The sequence below is a fragment of the Janthinobacterium lyxosi genome (assembly GCF_051380665.1).
Taxonomy (GTDB): domain Bacteria; phylum Pseudomonadota; class Gammaproteobacteria; order Burkholderiales; family Burkholderiaceae_D; genus Janthinobacterium.
In genome coordinates, this window is sequence record NZ_JBNYXM010000057.1 from 1 (window position 1) to 14,202 (window position 14,202).

General features: G+C 50.6%; 13 protein-coding genes and 2 pseudogenes. 9 read left to right on the top strand and 6 right to left on the bottom strand.

The genetic code is table 11. The annotated features are described in order from the left end of the window. From ACQ4WP_RS28330 to ACQ4WP_RS28340, 3 genes are all read left to right on the top strand, one after another. The coding region (locus ACQ4WP_RS28330; RefSeq protein WP_436519133.1) for a transposase at window positions 1-135 on the top strand (135 nt) is incomplete at its 5' end. Window positions 136-157: 22 nt separating this feature from the next. Beyond that, window positions 158-511: a recombinase family protein gene (locus ACQ4WP_RS28335; RefSeq protein WP_436526524.1), complete on the top strand. Its 354-nt coding sequence runs from the start codon at window positions 158-160 to the stop codon at window positions 509-511. 2 nt (window positions 512-513) lie between these two features. Then, window positions 514-1,488: a phosphotransferase family protein gene (locus ACQ4WP_RS28340; RefSeq protein WP_436526526.1), complete on the top strand. Its 975-nt coding sequence runs from the start codon at window positions 514-516 to the stop codon at window positions 1,486-1,488. A gap of 56 nt (window positions 1,489-1,544) precedes the next feature. Here ACQ4WP_RS28340 and ACQ4WP_RS28345 read toward each other — a convergent pair whose 3' ends face one another. Further along, window positions 1,545-2,246, bottom strand: a complete 702-nt coding sequence (locus ACQ4WP_RS28345; RefSeq protein ID WP_436526528.1) for a hypothetical protein — start codon at window positions 2,244-2,246, stop codon at window positions 1,545-1,547. Window positions 2,247-2,303: 57 nt separating this feature from the next. Beyond that, window positions 2,304-2,492 (bottom strand): hypothetical protein, encoded by a 189-nt coding sequence (locus ACQ4WP_RS28350; protein WP_436526530.1) that lies wholly within the window; start codon window positions 2,490-2,492, stop codon window positions 2,304-2,306. A 312-nt stretch (window positions 2,493-2,804) separates the two neighbouring features. Between ACQ4WP_RS28350 and ACQ4WP_RS28355 the strand changes: the two genes are divergently transcribed. From ACQ4WP_RS28355 to ACQ4WP_RS28370, 4 genes and pseudogenes are all read left to right on the top strand, one after another. Further along, the gene (locus ACQ4WP_RS28355; protein WP_436526532.1) at window positions 2,805-3,356 is read left to right on the top strand and encodes a recombinase family protein; all 552 of its coding nucleotides are present in this window, start codon (window positions 2,805-2,807) and stop codon (window positions 3,354-3,356) included. 4 nt (window positions 3,357-3,360) lie between these two features. Further along, window positions 3,361-4,994: pseudogene (locus ACQ4WP_RS28360) on the top strand (transposase family protein). Continuing rightward, window positions 4,984-5,955, top strand: a complete 972-nt coding sequence (locus ACQ4WP_RS28365) for an ExeA family protein (RefSeq protein ID WP_436526534.1) — start codon at window positions 4,984-4,986, stop codon at window positions 5,953-5,955. The pseudogene ACQ4WP_RS28360 and the gene ACQ4WP_RS28365 overlap by 11 nt, the downstream one beginning before the upstream one ends. A gap of 8 nt (window positions 5,956-5,963) precedes the next feature. Then, entirely contained in the window at window positions 5,964-6,665 is a 702-nt protein-coding gene (locus tag ACQ4WP_RS28370) for a hypothetical protein (RefSeq protein ID WP_436526536.1), read from the top strand. A 191-nt stretch (window positions 6,666-6,856) separates the two neighbouring features. Here the strand turns inward: ACQ4WP_RS28370 and ACQ4WP_RS28375 are convergent. Continuing rightward, a pseudogene (locus ACQ4WP_RS28375) lies at window positions 6,857-7,261 on the bottom strand (IS6 family transposase); the annotation flags it as partial. Window positions 7,262-7,518: 257 nt separating this feature from the next. Here ACQ4WP_RS28375 and ACQ4WP_RS28380 point away from each other — a divergent pair. Then, on the top strand, window positions 7,519-8,382 hold the full coding sequence (locus ACQ4WP_RS28380; RefSeq protein ID WP_436526538.1) for a cupin-like domain-containing protein: 864 nt from the start codon (window positions 7,519-7,521) through the stop codon (window positions 8,380-8,382). Between the two features lie 114 nt (window positions 8,383-8,496). Here ACQ4WP_RS28380 and ACQ4WP_RS28385 read toward each other — a convergent pair whose 3' ends face one another. Then, entirely contained in the window at window positions 8,497-9,234 is a 738-nt protein-coding gene (locus ACQ4WP_RS28385; protein WP_436526540.1) for a 4'-phosphopantetheinyl transferase family protein, read from the bottom strand. Continuing rightward, window positions 9,231-9,986 (bottom strand): thioesterase II family protein, encoded by a 756-nt coding sequence (locus ACQ4WP_RS28390; protein WP_436526542.1) that lies wholly within the window; start codon window positions 9,984-9,986, stop codon window positions 9,231-9,233. The genes ACQ4WP_RS28385 and ACQ4WP_RS28390 overlap by 4 nt, the downstream gene beginning before the upstream one ends. 348 nt (window positions 9,987-10,334) lie before the next feature. Here ACQ4WP_RS28390 and ACQ4WP_RS28395 point away from each other — a divergent pair, with 348 nt between their 5' ends. Beyond that, entirely contained in the window at window positions 10,335-12,848 is a 2,514-nt protein-coding gene (locus tag ACQ4WP_RS28395) for a penicillin acylase family protein (RefSeq protein WP_436526544.1), read from the top strand. 255 nt (window positions 12,849-13,103) lie between these two features. Here ACQ4WP_RS28395 and ACQ4WP_RS28400 read toward each other — a convergent pair. Beyond that, window positions 13,104-14,202 (bottom strand): thioesterase domain-containing protein (locus tag ACQ4WP_RS28400; protein ID WP_436526546.1); only part of this gene is annotated, 1,099 nt, incomplete at its 5' end.

Consider the following 14,202-nt stretch of genomic DNA (forward strand, 5'->3'; position numbering starts at 1 on the left):
CGCTGGGTGGTCGAGCGCAGCTTCGCCTGGTTGGAAAAAAACAGGCGACTGTGGAAAAACTGCGAACGATGGCTTAACACCAGCTTGCAGTTCATCCACTTAGCTTTCTTGGCAATGTTGCTCAGGAGATTGTGAACAGGTTCTTACAGCGCGCGGGGTGGGCCTGAAGGTACTAACCGGACACGGCGCTGCAATAGATACGACAAGTGCGGCCGGCAAGCTAGTGTTCGGTATTTTTGCCGCGTTGGCCGAGTTTGAGCGCGAACTGATTTCTGAGCGCACCGTTGCTGGATTAGCATCTGCGCGGGCGAGAGGGCGTAGCGGAGGGCGACCGTTCAAGATGACGCCTGCAAAACTACGTCTGGCTTTGGCGTCCATGGGCAAACCTGAAACTAAGGTGAACGATCTTTGTGCTGAACTTGGAATTACCCGCCAAACTTTATACCGGCATGTCTCTCCTATGGGTGAGCTACGCCTTGACGGCCAGAAATTAATCAAGCCAGTAAAATAAACATGTTTAATTTTGATGCTATCGTTCAAGAAGCACTATCTCAACTCCCACGAAGATATAAAAACTATATATATATAGAAAAAATTCCGCGGCCCGCACCAAGAAACATTTCGTTGATTCTAAACTACGGTAAATCGAGGAAAGTTCTAAAAATATTTTTACCTCAGTTTTATAAAAGCGAACTACTTCCCACTGCTGTCGAACTGGGTCGAAAAGAAAGTTGGGTCGCTAACCATCCAGAATTAACGAGTATTTCTCCTAAATTATACTACGACGGAGTTATCGAAATTGGCGAATTTGTTACCTCATATATTCTCCAAGAACATATTTCTCTTCCTACCGCCGATAGAATCGAATCTACCGTTTCCAATATGGAAATATTCTCATGGCAATTGGGGGGCGTATCAAAATTCTTGCACCAGATATATACCGATGGTTATGGTTCAGTATTGAGTCATGATAGAAGAAAATTCTCTCTTACATCGTGGAGCGACTATCTTGAAACTCGGATTCGATGTTCTATGCTGCGAGAACTCACCGATAAGGGGGCTTTGAGGAAAGATATTAAAAATGAAGTTGAACTGAGAATTTTAAAGATAAAACCACCTAGCAAATCGACACTATTCCATCATGACTTATTGCATAATTGGGGTAATGTATTCATCGATCCAATGACACTACAAGTCAAATCGATTATTGACTGGGAGCAATGTGGATCCGGTGCTAGTCTTACTGTGGAGCTCGGTGCTGCACGGTTTGCGCTTCATGGGCGGCAGCATCAAGGCTTTGGATGGAAAAATTTTTTGCTTAATTTTTTACACGGCTATGGCTTTGAAGAGGAAGAATACCGTTTTAAATTAATGCAGGATGTCAATTCTTTCTCATTGTTATATGCTGCAAAGAAATTATCACTAAATGGGAACGACTTGGGGTGTTTGCGTTTTATTGAAGACTCACTGACCGATCTTGATCATTAAGATCAAAATAACCCGATTGCCTGGCGGATTGACGCGTAGAGAAATCGCAGTTTTTCCTACTCCAGGGAAAACGATTTAATGCCGTCATTATGAAAATCATTTTGGTTTGCACCAATCAGGAATGAGGTCAATGTACAGCGCAAATTGGAACCGGCATCTGCATCTACACGGTTCGTATAGTGTAGAGTTCCGCCTCGAATGAGAACAAGTCGATTAGGTTTTGGCGAAACATATATACCTGTCCCCATTTTTTCTAACATTTCGTTTAAGCGAGTATTACTAATACTTTCGCCTCCTGCCTCGCGGACACAAAAATTAGTGTCTAGATCAACTTCGGGAAAACAGAGTTCCCCGCCCCAATTTGCATCCCATTTTTGATGAGCATAAAAAACTCCGGCGCCAGTGTATTTCGGTGCATCTGAGTGAGCAACCATTCGACTGCCCCTGCCGTGTAAAAAAACGCGGAATGCAATATCGCACCATGCTGGGACATCGGCGAACCAATTTTCAGTATTGGCGATGCAAGACCTGAATTGGTCAATATAATCATCGACCCCATAACCACAAGGACGTCGCGACCATAGAAAGGGGCCGGACATTACGGGCTGAGGATCTGTTAAAGGCCATAGCCTCATCCATTCCGAGGTTGGAAAATCATATTTTATTTTTTCGATACCCCCCCATAACTCGGAAAATTCATCTGACGCAAGAAAATCGTCGATTACAGTAAAGCCAGGCTGCAATTTTGTTATCTTCATTGTCATTCCTTTCGGAAAAATATATTAGGTCCCACCAAAAACGATGGGACCAACGAATCAAACAGGTACAGGAGCGTTAAGCGGAAAAGTCGACTGATTTGCTAGTCCACTTTTTCCTTCTAACACGTCAAGTAATTCCCGAATTGGAACATTGCTCTGTACCTCGGCTTTTGTTCCCTGCGGAAAGGTAATTTTAATTACCCCTTTGGAAATTTTTTCAATTTGAGCCGTTTCAGTTGATTGCATTTCTTTCTCCTTAATTCCGTAGGTGTATAGGTGACCATGCTGGGTCAAGATCAACCGTAAGATTTTAACCAATAATTGTCAATGATTTAGTTATGACTTATTGATATCGATATAATTTAAATTTTCGTGCGCGGGCCAAAGGAAATGGCACTGAGGCAGCCGCCCGCGCTCAAAAGATGCAGAAAGCCGATGCCGTGGGCCGTCTCTTGGCCGAGAGAGTGCATGGCCAAAGTGGCCAAAATTGCTCGAGACTTGAGACTGCGACGACCTAGCAGTCATTCATGCAAGTGCGCGAAAGGTTCGCGGCAGGCAATGCAGCCGACTCCTGACAAAAGGCGCAGTCACCTTCCGAAAATGACAGCCGGCTGCGAGCGCGTCTTCGAGGACACGGTGAGCGGTGCAAGAGCCGACCGCACCGGGCTGGCCACCCTCATGAGTATGCTGCGCGCCGGCGACACGGTGGTCATCTGGCGGCTGGACCGGCTGGGCCGGTCGCTCAAGAACCTTATCGAGCTGGTCGAGCGGCTGGAGGTCGCCAAGGTCGGGTTGCGCAGCCTGCAAGAAAACATCGACACCACATCGAGCGGCGGAAGGCTGGTCTTTCACCTGTTCGGCGCGCTGGCCGAATTTGAGCGCAACTTGATCCGCGAGCGCACCCAGGCCGGGCTGGTCGCGGCACGTGCACGCGGCCGCATGGGCGGGAGGCCGAAACGCCTCGATCCGGTCAAGCTCGCGCTCGCCGTCAAACTGCACCGGGAGCGAAACCATACCGTCGAGGAAATCTGCAAGATGATGGGGATTTCCAAATCGACGCTCTACAACTACCTCGACAAGGCTGACAGCGATGGCAGCCGGGTGGCGTAAGCAGATTCCGGTCGAATCGCTGCTGCAATTGCGGCAGCGGCTTGACCGTCTGCCTCACAAAAGTCCGGAGCGTGCGGCTCAAGTGCGCGCCATGTCCGAGCTATACGGCATCTCCACCACGTCGGTGTATCGCGCCCTGAAGGACTTTCTGAAGCCCCGTGTGGTCCACCGTATCGATCACGGCAGGCCGCGCGTGCTGCCGAAATCGGAACTGGAGCGGTACTGTGAATTGGTTGCTGCCCTCAAGCTGCGCACCACCAACAAGCAGGGCCGCCACCTGTCCACGAAGCGCGCCATCGAGCTGCTGGAGGACTATGGCGTCGAAACAGCGATGGGCCTGGTGCGCTCGCCAAAAGGCGTACTGACGCGCAGCACAGTCAACCAGTACCTCACACTTTGGCACCTCGACCAGACGCGCCTGCGCCGGCAGCCGCCAGCCGTGCGCTTCCAGGCCGAGCACAGCAACGACTGCTGGCAATTCGACATGTCACCGTCCGACCTCAAACGGATCGACAAGCCGGACTGGATCGAGCCGGGAAAGGGCGAACCGACGCTGATGCTGTACAGCGTCGTGGACGACCGCAGCGGCGTGCCCTACCAGGAGTACCGTTGCGTCTATGGCGAGGACGCCGAATCGGCGCTGCGTTTCCTGTTCAACGCGATGGCGTGAAGGTGGACCCCGAATATCCATTCCAGGGACGACCGCTGATGATCTACCTGGACAACGGCCCGGTCGCCAAGAGCCGGGTTTTCCAAAACGTGATGCAGGCACTGGGCATCGAGTGGATGACGCACATCCCGGCAGGCAAGGACGGCGAGCGGGTCACGGCGCGCTCCAAGGGAAAAGTTGAACGGCCGTTTCGCACGGTGAAGGAAGCCCACGAGACACTGTACCACTTCCACAAACCGGAGACCGAGCAGCAGGCCAACGAATGGCTGATGCGCTACCTAATGCGCTACATTCGCCAGGATCACCGCTCCGAGCCACATTCGCGCATCGAGGATTGGCTTGCCAACTTCCCCAGCGGCGGCATCCGGGAAATGTGCGCATGGGAGCAGTACTGCCGCTTCGCCCGCGAGCCGGAACGGCGCCGAGTGGGCGTGGACGCGCGCGTGTCGGTCGAGGGCACCAGCTACGAAGTCGAGCCGGACATGGCCGGCGAATACGTGCTTCTGCTTTGGGGGCTGTTCGACAACGAACTGTACGTCGAGTACGAAGGCGTGCGCACCGGCCCATACTATCCGGTCGCCGGGCCGATCCCATTGAACCGCTACCGTGCATTCAAGCGCGGCGCGGCCGACGCGCGCGCCGACCGTATCCGCACTCTGGCCGACCAGCTCAAACTGCCCATCGAGGCGCTGGCCGGTAAGGAGCTGCACCTGGCTCCACTGAATCTACCAGGCGAATTGCCAATCCAGCCCTTCGACGCCGAGGCGCACGAATTCCATTTTGCGACCGTCATCGCCGCCAAGCTCGCGATTGCGGACGAGCTGGCCAGGCCGCTGGCCAAGCTGTCGCAGGAGGATCGCGCCGTCGTCGACCAGGTGCTGAGCGAGACGCTGACGCGCAGCGTCGTGCTCGCGCGCATACGAGATTATTTCCGAAACAAGAAGACTGGAGAGGACCATGCGAGTTGAAGTGATGCAGTACTACGGGCTGACACAGCCGCTCAGCCAGGCCGGCTACTACGAAACCGACCACCACAAGCAGCTCATCAAAGACATCAAGGGGGCGGTCCTTGAGGGGCGGCTGATCGCCTTGTGCGGTGTAGTCGGTAGCGGCAAGACGGTCACGCTTCGCCGCCTTCAACAGATTTTGAAAGACGAAAACCGCGTGGCCGTCGCCAAGTCGCTGTCCGTGGAGAAGCACAGCATCAAGCTGGCCACCTTGATCTCCACGCTCTACTACGACCTGACGCAGGACAAGCAGGTGCAAATCCCCAAGCAGAGCGAGAAGCGCGAACGCGAATTGCAGGAAATCGTCAAAAAGGGGAAGCGGCCGGTGGCGCTGTTCGTCGACGAGGCGCACGACCTGAACGGCCATACCCTCATCGGCCTCAAGCGCCTGATGGAGGTGGTCGAGGACGCGGGCGGCCGGCTGTCGGTAATTCTGGCCGGCCATCCAAAGCTGCGCAACGACCTGCGCCGCCCGACGATGGAGGAAATCGGCTACCGCACCGACATCTTCACACTCGATGGCGTCGCCGGCAGCCAGCGTGAGTACATCCTGTGGCTGCTCGGCGCGAGCGCGGCCCCGAACACCGATCCCGAGTCGATACTGGACGGCGAGGCCATTGATATCCTGTCCACCAAGCTGCGCACGCCGCTACAAGTCCAACTGCACCTGACCCTGGCGCTGGAGGCGGGCTACCAGACCGGCGAGAAGCCCGTCACGGCCGCGCTGGTGGAAACCGTACTGTCGCGCCAACTGGACGATCTGGAGCCGACCCTGACCCGCCACGGATACAGGCTGAAGGACATGGTCGAACAGTTCGACGCCAAGCCTGCGGAAATCCGCGCGCTGTTCAATAACAAGCTCGAACCGGCGCGCACAGCGGAGCTGCGTGACCGGATGCTTGCCGCTGGCCTTCCTATCTGATTCTGCCCATGATATTTAAACAATTTACCGTCGCGTCCTGCTTTTCGTCCTTCATGCTACCGCACGTCCTGTTCTTGGAAGAACTGGAGGTGCGAAAGAAGGCGCTCATGAGCTCCTGCCTGGCGTGGAACATAAGCCTGTTTCCTAACGCCGAGCAGGAGGACCACATCGACCGGATTTGGAAAATGGTCGAGGCCGACAACCAGGAGGCATCGCCTCCCGGTTTTGAACAGGGATTCAAACAGGACCTGCGCATGCTGGTCGCACAGAAGCAGGAGCTGTTTCCGTGGACACATACGAACATCCCGAAGGCAGACTTGATCGGAGCGGGCTTCCACGATGTCTTGAGGATCGCCACCGGCACTGGCACGACCGAGGAAGTCGAAATCCTGGCCTGGCCGAATCCGACCGGCCTGCCGCTCATTATCGAGCACCTGCGGGGCATCCAGAGCGACACGGCTGCCCAGGTCGGACAGCTGGAGCAGACCCGCCGCACAGGAGCATTCACCGACATCGAGGCAACTCAAATGACGACCGCGTACTGCGTGCAACGGGCCGATCTGGTCGGCTACCAACGCATCCTGACGGTTTGGCGCGACACCCAGCCAGCACCAAGCGTCAAGCGAGTAATAGGTCACTGGCTGGGCGTGCTGGCCGAAATCGAGGCCGATACCAAGACCGTGTTGAACACTCTGGTCAGTTGCAGATAATGCTGGTTCGCGGCGATGGGATGCAGGTCGGCGCGGCTAAATGCAGGTTCATTTGCAGCTAATGCTGGTTTGATGGGGCCGTCAGTTGCAGTTATTCCTGGCCGAGAATCGGCTGGAATGCTGGTCCGGCCAGTTTCAAATGCAGGTCACTACACCTAGGACAATGCTTGCTTCATGTTCGAACAGTATACGATTGCCGCCTTGTTCGCGCCGCTTTTGTCTATCGTGACCGTGGCAGGATGCCCGTTTTCTGCCATTGCCTTGTCGAAAAAGCGCTTGGCCGTCAGCAGGAAGTTGACGGCCTTACCGTGCTTATCGACAGCGCGATATAGATATGTCCAGCCCCTCCTTAACCTTGACATACGTCTCGTCCATCCGCCAGTTGTAGCCGATCGGATGCTTGTGCTTGCGAGCCATCTTCCCGATGAGTGGCAGAAACGGATTGCCCATCGATTGATCGACGAATAGCCGACCGATACACCGCGCTCTGCCATCATCGCTTCTAAATGCCGGTACCCCAGCGGGTAGGCCGCATACCAGCGGATGCAGATCAGCATTACATCGATCGGAAAGCGCATCCCTTTAAAGTTGAGCATATTGAGTCCATTGTTCCGGCCTCGTAGTCTACCTGCTCGGTCTCCAGCGGGGCAGCTCATGCAACAAAGCCTCGGCCATCGTCTTGCGAATGCGGTAGCACGATGTATTTTCATAAAAAAGATTGCAATTTCCATAATTGCATATAATATGGAACGTTACGCAGTAATTACTTCATCCCGGCTGTGCTTCTGACTGGCCATGCACGGAACTCAGTTGCTTGCATACATTCAGTGTTCTTGTGCACGTTGGTAAAACGATGCAGAAATTTTTACATTTCGGTGACCCTATTTATTTCGGCTTTACGTGTGGACCTATGACAAAAATTATAGAAAATATTCGTAGAATAGATTCATTCCCTACTGGCCCGTTTTCGGAAAATATGGGATTACTCTCGGCGCCCTTTGTTGTGACCGGTCATGTGAAAAAATGGCCGGCATTTAAAAGATGGACAGCAAAATTCTTCTCGGAATATTATGGAAAAAAAATAGTTGAAATTTTTTCGCAGGACGGGAATAGTTTCCAGATGTCGATCGAAGAATATGTATCTTATTTCAATTTGATAAATTCAAGAGACGAAGAAGGGAATGCGCAAAGAAGCAAGAAATTTTATTATTTAAAAGACTGGGATTTTGAGCGGGAGTTTCCTGGTTTGCAGAATGATTATACAACCCCCGATTTATTCCTAAGTTGGACGGATGCTCTGCCATTAGAATATCGGCCAACTTTGCGATGGATTTATATCGGTGTCAAGGGGACCCGCTCAGCAATGCACCTCGATACATTGAACTCCAGCGCGTGGAATGGTGTAATTCAAGGAAGGAAGGCGTGGAGATTTATTCCTCCAACTTCTGGTTGTGAGATCTCTTCGATTAATTCCAATTCAATTAGCAATGAGCAGTTATTGGGTGCTATTACCTGCATTCAAAATGCAGGGGACTTGGTCTTTACTCCGAGTAACTGGCTTCATGAAGTTGAAAATCTCGAATCGGGGATATCCATTACTGAAAATTTTGTGAATTCAACGAATCATCATTTAGTCAGACGCTATCTGCATGGTCGCCATGAAATGGATAATGTTGCCATTTTAGATGATTTAATAAAAAAGAATCTATATTTTTGATGGCGGCGTATCAGATCATGCATTTCCCCGGATGAACATTTCATTACGATGATCCTGGATATTAAGTGGCTATTTGGGGGTAAATATTGAGAGGCCTGTTATTTAGATTTTTACTTACCATGCGAACGTGGTCAATAGATGATTGTTTTTCATAATGTAAAACTGGGCCTTGCATATATAGCCTGGCTCCAATGCTTTACATAAATGTTGTCGAACAACGAAAGTAATTGTTTTATCTTCCCAATTCACCTGTACTACTTCGATTGCATCAAAATCAAAATAATCTTGTACCGCGCCAAAAACAGCTTTAAAAAAGCTTTCCTTGGCAGAAAATACAAGAAGTAACAAGAGATCGAGGCCATGCAAGTCATTCTGCGAGCGCAAATAGGATAGTTCACGTGTGGAAGCTACGATATCTTGCATGCCCACCAACGCACTTGTCCTTGAGAGAATTTCTACATCTAATCCAACTCCATTACATACTGAGGCAGGAAGCGCAATTGCTGCGGCCAGTTCCTTGGTGTGTGTAATTGCCCCAACTAATCCGGATGGCCAGACAGGTTCACGGGAGCGCCCAATTCCAACTTGCGCCGACAAGAATCCATATTGATGGAGTGCTGATTTAGCACACAAGCGGCCATAGAAAAACTCGGATTTTCTACTTCTCACACTTCGTTGAACGCTATCAGGGAAATTAATTTTTTCAGTCTGAAAAATATCATCGTAAAAATTTTCAGGTGAGAATGACATTAAGAATATTGATGGTTTTTCATATCCAAGGAGAATAGTCGGCGTTGAGTTTTTAGAATTTAATATGAAACTATTGGGAATTATGGCTTCCGGAGATCTCATTTCTCCCCCTTAAATTTAATATCTTTCAACACGCTGTTTAATAATTTCATGACAGCATTGTATTGACTGCGTATAAAAAAATGATCACCTTCGAAAGTTCTAAAATCGCACGATCCAGTAGTTAGTTCTGACCATGATTGTGTTTCAGGGAGTGGTACATGTTTATCTTGATTTCCAGCGAGGACAGTGAACGGAATCGGTAAAGGGGATGTGTCGGTATATTCATAATTTCCAGCAAGCGCGCTGTCCGCACGTATAACTGGTAGCACAAGCGCCATCAATTCTTCGTTCTCCAGCAATTCTGGTGGAGTACCATTGTAGGAACGAAGCTCCTCGATAAGATCAATGTCGGAGAGTTCATGAAGCCGAGATGCGCGCCGATATTGCGGGGCTACGCAGCCAGAGAGGAACAGATGTTTCGGTAGTACTAGGTTCATCCGATCACAATATTTGGCCACCTCAAATGCTAAAAATGCTCCGAAACTATGTCCAAAAAATGCAAAATCAAGATACTCCTCTTGGGATATTGTCGTGGCGATAGTGCTAACCAATTCTGGCAGCGAGGTGACTGGTAAATCAAACATGCGTCGTTCTCTACCCGGCATTTGAATTGCACAAATCTCAACCGATGCGTCAATATCGCGTTGCCAAGGCATGTAGCTGGAAGTGCCGCCGCCTGTGTAAGAAAAGCAATACAATCGCACAGGGCGCCGAGGGTCTAGCGAAGGTGTTAGCCATTGATTAAAACTCATCTTGTAACTTTCGGTGTCTTTTACGATGTGAGGTAGGAAAATGAAACAAAAAATTTCGACTGGGAATAAGCAAATATTGAAAATATTTTTTCAAAAAAAACACATCCATCATACCAGCAAGCGGAGCGGACCACTTACCTACTCCTGGCCAAATTATGCATGGTCATAAAATAAACTAGGCATGGGCCTCTTGGGATCGAGGCAAGCGCAGACAGTTTGTATTCAGCATCATTTTGAGTCTTGCAAAATCTATAATTTCATTTACCATGATACTTTTCATCATTGGTTACGTTAGCGCGGCGGCACAATGATAGTGCTGGAATACAACATCCACCTCAAGAAAGTAACATGCCTTCGACAACTAAAAATCTCCTGAAGAAATTTTTACTTCTGAGTGCAGTAGCATACTTCGCAGATGCGATATGGAAAACGTTAGTTAGGAAGATCCCTTATCTAGCATTCTTCGTGATTTGTTTTTCACCTTGGCACTCCGCATTATCCAAGACAGGCGCATCGGTCGAAATCCGAAGAACCAGTGACGGAATTCCACATGTCCGGGCAAGTGATTGGTTTGGACTAGGGCGTGGTGTTGGCTATGTACAATCGGAGGATGCCATTTGTACCTTGGCAGAGGCATTTTTGACGTACAAAGGACAGCGATCCCGTTATTTTGGATTGTCGGCACGGCCTAGTGAACCTTCGACGTTTGGTCAACCTAAAAATGTCGACCTGGATATCTTCTTTCGATACTTGCTATCGGACTCAGCACTACAGAAATTCAAATCCGCTCAACCTGGTGCATTGCTCGCGTTAGCGGAAGGCTTTGCAGATGGCTATAATGAGTATCTGCGCAAGGTCCAATGGAACACTACTACTAAGAATGCTACGGCCTGCATCAGCCAGCCATGGGTTCAAAGTATCACTTCTGAAGATATCTTACGCCGTATGATGGCTGTAGGAATTGCTGCCGGCTACGAGAAATTCATACCAGAGATCGTTAATGCCGTCCCACCTGCCCCCATCGTCATGAACAAAATGTCAAATCGCATTGACCGGCGTATTGGGACGCAAGTGGGGGAAAGTACGAGCCTAGGAAGTAACATGATCGCGATGGGGCAAGCTGCAACTGGTGGTTCCAGCGCCGTGTTGCTTGGAAATCCTCATTGGTTCTGGAGCGGCCCCGATCGTTTTTATCAAATTCACATGACAATCCCTGGCACAATTAATGTCGCAGGAGCTACGTTCCTGGGGATTCCACTGGTAATGATTGGATTTAACGAGTCCATCGCATGGAGCCATACGGTATCGTCGGCACGGCGATATGGCATGTTCGAGTTGTCGCTTGTGCCTGGAAAACCTGACTGGTATAGGTATGAGGGTACGGAGCGTCAAATGGACTCCACTCCAATTGTCCTCGATGGCAAAGATGCGGATGGTAGGGATACTCATGTGGCACGTACCCTGTACCGAAGTCACTTGGGTCTCGTGGTCGATCTTCGCGAACAGTCCGACGAACTTGCATGGACGGGTGAGCGAGCATTGGTCATTAAAGATGCCAATGAAGAAAACTTCCGTATTTTTAGCACCTACCTCCGACTGAACCAAGCTAGATCACTCAATGAGTTTGCAGCCATCCAGCGCGAAGAGGTCGGTATGCCATGGGTTCATACGGCCGCGATCGGCGCGAACGATGGGCGACTATGGTATGCCGATATTGGACCTGTGCCCAATGTACCGGACGAGCTACGAGAACGTTGCACGTCGCCGCTCGGGAAGCTGATCGCGCATGTTGATCCCATGGTACCTGTCTTGGATGGGTCGAGGTTAGACTGCACCTGGAGGGTGGACGCCCGCGCTCGCCAACCTGGTTTAATGCCGTGGCAAGAACAGCCATCAGAATGGAGATCTGATTATGTCGCGAACATGAACGGCAGCTACTGGCCAATCAGTTCCACTAGTACACTACGCGGGTATCCAAAGACAATGGGAGGCGAAGGCGCTGCGTTATCTATGCGCACACGTCTAGGACATCAACTTGCCAACGAGCTTGCGGCCGTGCGTCCTTTGGCTCCGGCCGTACTTAGCTACAGGCTGCAGGACAAGGCTCTCGACTCACGGGCATACTCGGCTCAACAGTACAAACCTGCTGTTCTTTCAAGTATATGTAAATTGAGCTCGGTTCTAGTAGCCCGTGATACGCTGTCAAACGAAGAATTTTCACCGCCACGCCAGGTCTCTATTCTTGACGCATGCTCAGTATTGCGCACTTGGAATGGGACCGGCAATGTTCATGATGACGGAGCAATTTTATGGGATGCGTTCTGGAATCGCGTACGTGAATTGCCTGATGATGTGCGCTATCTAACCGCCTTTTCAATTGATGATCCACTTAACACCCCCAGCACATTGAATGTCGAGGACTCTCGTGTCATTAGCGCCTTGGGAGAAGCTGTTATTTCACTCCAGAAGGAGAAGATTGATTTGCACACATCACTTGGTGAGCACCTATATGCGGGTACAGGTTCTGCGCCAATTCCGCTCTATGGTGGATGTGAGACAAGCGGATACTTTACGATTATGTGCGACGACAAAGGTGAATATAAGCTAGAAAGTAAGCAATTCATTGGTAACAGCTATATGCAAGTCGTTCGATTCACGGACGATGGCCCAATTGCACATACGTTGCTGGCACATGGTCAACGAGAGTTTGGGTATAGCGGCAAGCACATTGATCCAGGTGTGAAGCGATATGCGCAGAAGAAATGGCTAATGTTTCCATTCAACGAGGTGGAAATTCGGCGTGACCCAGCGCTATCACGTATGATTCTCAAGCCAGTGTCCAGGTCACAGAGCAAGCTATAATCCCAAGATCGAACCTTGCCAACGGTGTTGGCCGTCGGTGGGTTCCATCCGGAGAAATTCACTGCTATTGCTGTATTCTGATTTTCGCTCAGTACAGACAGCTTGCCGGGACCAATAGCAGCGCGAAGCTACGACTCCCCCAGTAGAAGGCTAACGGTCTAACTGCGTTTCTTATGTGGCCAGACCAAGAAAATGGAGATCTTAGCGATCTCCATTTTCTATACCGAGGTACTCTTCAATGACAGTATTCCAGCCTCACCTTTTGGATCTCGCTATAGCCTGCGAAATTGCATCTCCCAATGCCTGAATATGTGATGAATCCATGATGGTGTAGTGATTTCCATCAATAGGTAACACAGTCAAATACTCACTGGAGAGTAAGCTACCCCATCCTAGACTGGTATCTTGGCGTTGCTCGTCCAATGCGGAGAACAAAGAAACTGGCACCTCTAGTTTTGCGGGGATATAGTTATCTAACGCCACTTCGATACCATGTCGTACTGCTAAATGTCGACGAATCGTCTCGCTGTCTATATCGGAGTACAGGAACTTGTGGTTGTTAAGGCAAGCAACCATCGCTTCAAAGTCTCTTTTGTGCGATAGTTGCTTAAGCTCATCCCGCCCTCGATCCGTGGCATCAGCCGGAAGCAGACTATGTAGCGCTGCGATATCATCAAAAATTGGATCAGGTTCCTGAGCACGAGCCGTCATTTTGTGATCGTCTGGCGGCCCCCGATAGCCGCAAGTCGTATCAATTAATCCCAGGAACTCAACCATCTCACCAGTCTCCATCAACTGATTGGCCATTTCGTATGCGATTGTTCCTCCAGCAGACCAGCCTGCGATCCGGTATGGTCCTTTCGGCTGAACATATTGCAGACCTGTGACATAGCAGGCTGCCATTTCTGATACAGAGCGCAGCGGCACCTCGCCACGTAGCAGTCCGCTGGCGGCGAATCCGAGAATTGGAATATCTTGGTTAATCCAAGGAGATAGGTCACGTACATAGCCAATTTCTCCCTCTCCTGGGTGAACCAGGAACAGCGGTGCTTCACTCCCTGTTCGGCGAATGACGGCCAGGTTCGGATGCAATGGTAAATTGGATGATTGATTGATATTCCCAGCAAATCCAACAAGTGTTGGATTTGCAAACAATTGACGTAACGGGGCGTCAATTCCGAGTTGTTGGCGCAGGCGTGATGCCACTTGCACTGCCAGCAGGGAGTGTCCACCGAGTTCGAAGAAGTGGTCATGGCGGCCTACTTGGGCCAATCCCAGCAGTTCCTGCCAGATGCCGGCCAGCGCGGTTTCCACCTCGCCCACTGGTGCCTCGTACTGCTGCACGGCCAGCGCA

What these genes read in the sequence shown, in the direction of transcription:
- ACQ4WP_RS28340 (WP_436526526.1), top strand. Translation starts at nt 514, where the DNA reads ATGTTTAATTTTGATGCTATCGTTCAAGAAGCACTATCTCAACTCCCA.
- ACQ4WP_RS28345 (WP_436526528.1), bottom strand. Translation starts at nt 2,246, where the DNA reads ATGAAGATAACAAAATTGCAGCCTGGCTTTACTGTAATCGACGATTTT.
- ACQ4WP_RS28350 (WP_436526530.1), bottom strand. Translation starts at nt 2,492, where the DNA reads ATGCAATCAACTGAAACGGCTCAAATTGAAAAAATTTCCAAAGGGGTA.
- ACQ4WP_RS28355 (WP_436526532.1), top strand. Translation starts at nt 2,805, where the DNA reads ATGCAGCCGACTCCTGACAAAAGGCGCAGTCACCTTCCGAAAATGACA.
- ACQ4WP_RS28365 (WP_436526534.1), top strand. Translation starts at nt 4,984, where the DNA reads ATGCGAGTTGAAGTGATGCAGTACTACGGGCTGACACAGCCGCTCAGC.
- ACQ4WP_RS28370 (WP_436526536.1), top strand. Translation starts at nt 5,964, where the DNA reads ATGATATTTAAACAATTTACCGTCGCGTCCTGCTTTTCGTCCTTCATG.
- ACQ4WP_RS28380 (WP_436526538.1), top strand. Translation starts at nt 7,519, where the DNA reads ATGCAGAAATTTTTACATTTCGGTGACCCTATTTATTTCGGCTTTACG.
- ACQ4WP_RS28385 (WP_436526540.1), bottom strand. Translation starts at nt 9,234, where the DNA reads ATGAGATCTCCGGAAGCCATAATTCCCAATAGTTTCATATTAAATTCT.
- ACQ4WP_RS28390 (WP_436526542.1), bottom strand. Translation starts at nt 9,986, where the DNA reads ATGAGTTTTAATCAATGGCTAACACCTTCGCTAGACCCTCGGCGCCCT.
- ACQ4WP_RS28395 (WP_436526544.1), top strand. Translation starts at nt 10,335, where the DNA reads ATGCCTTCGACAACTAAAAATCTCCTGAAGAAATTTTTACTTCTGAGT.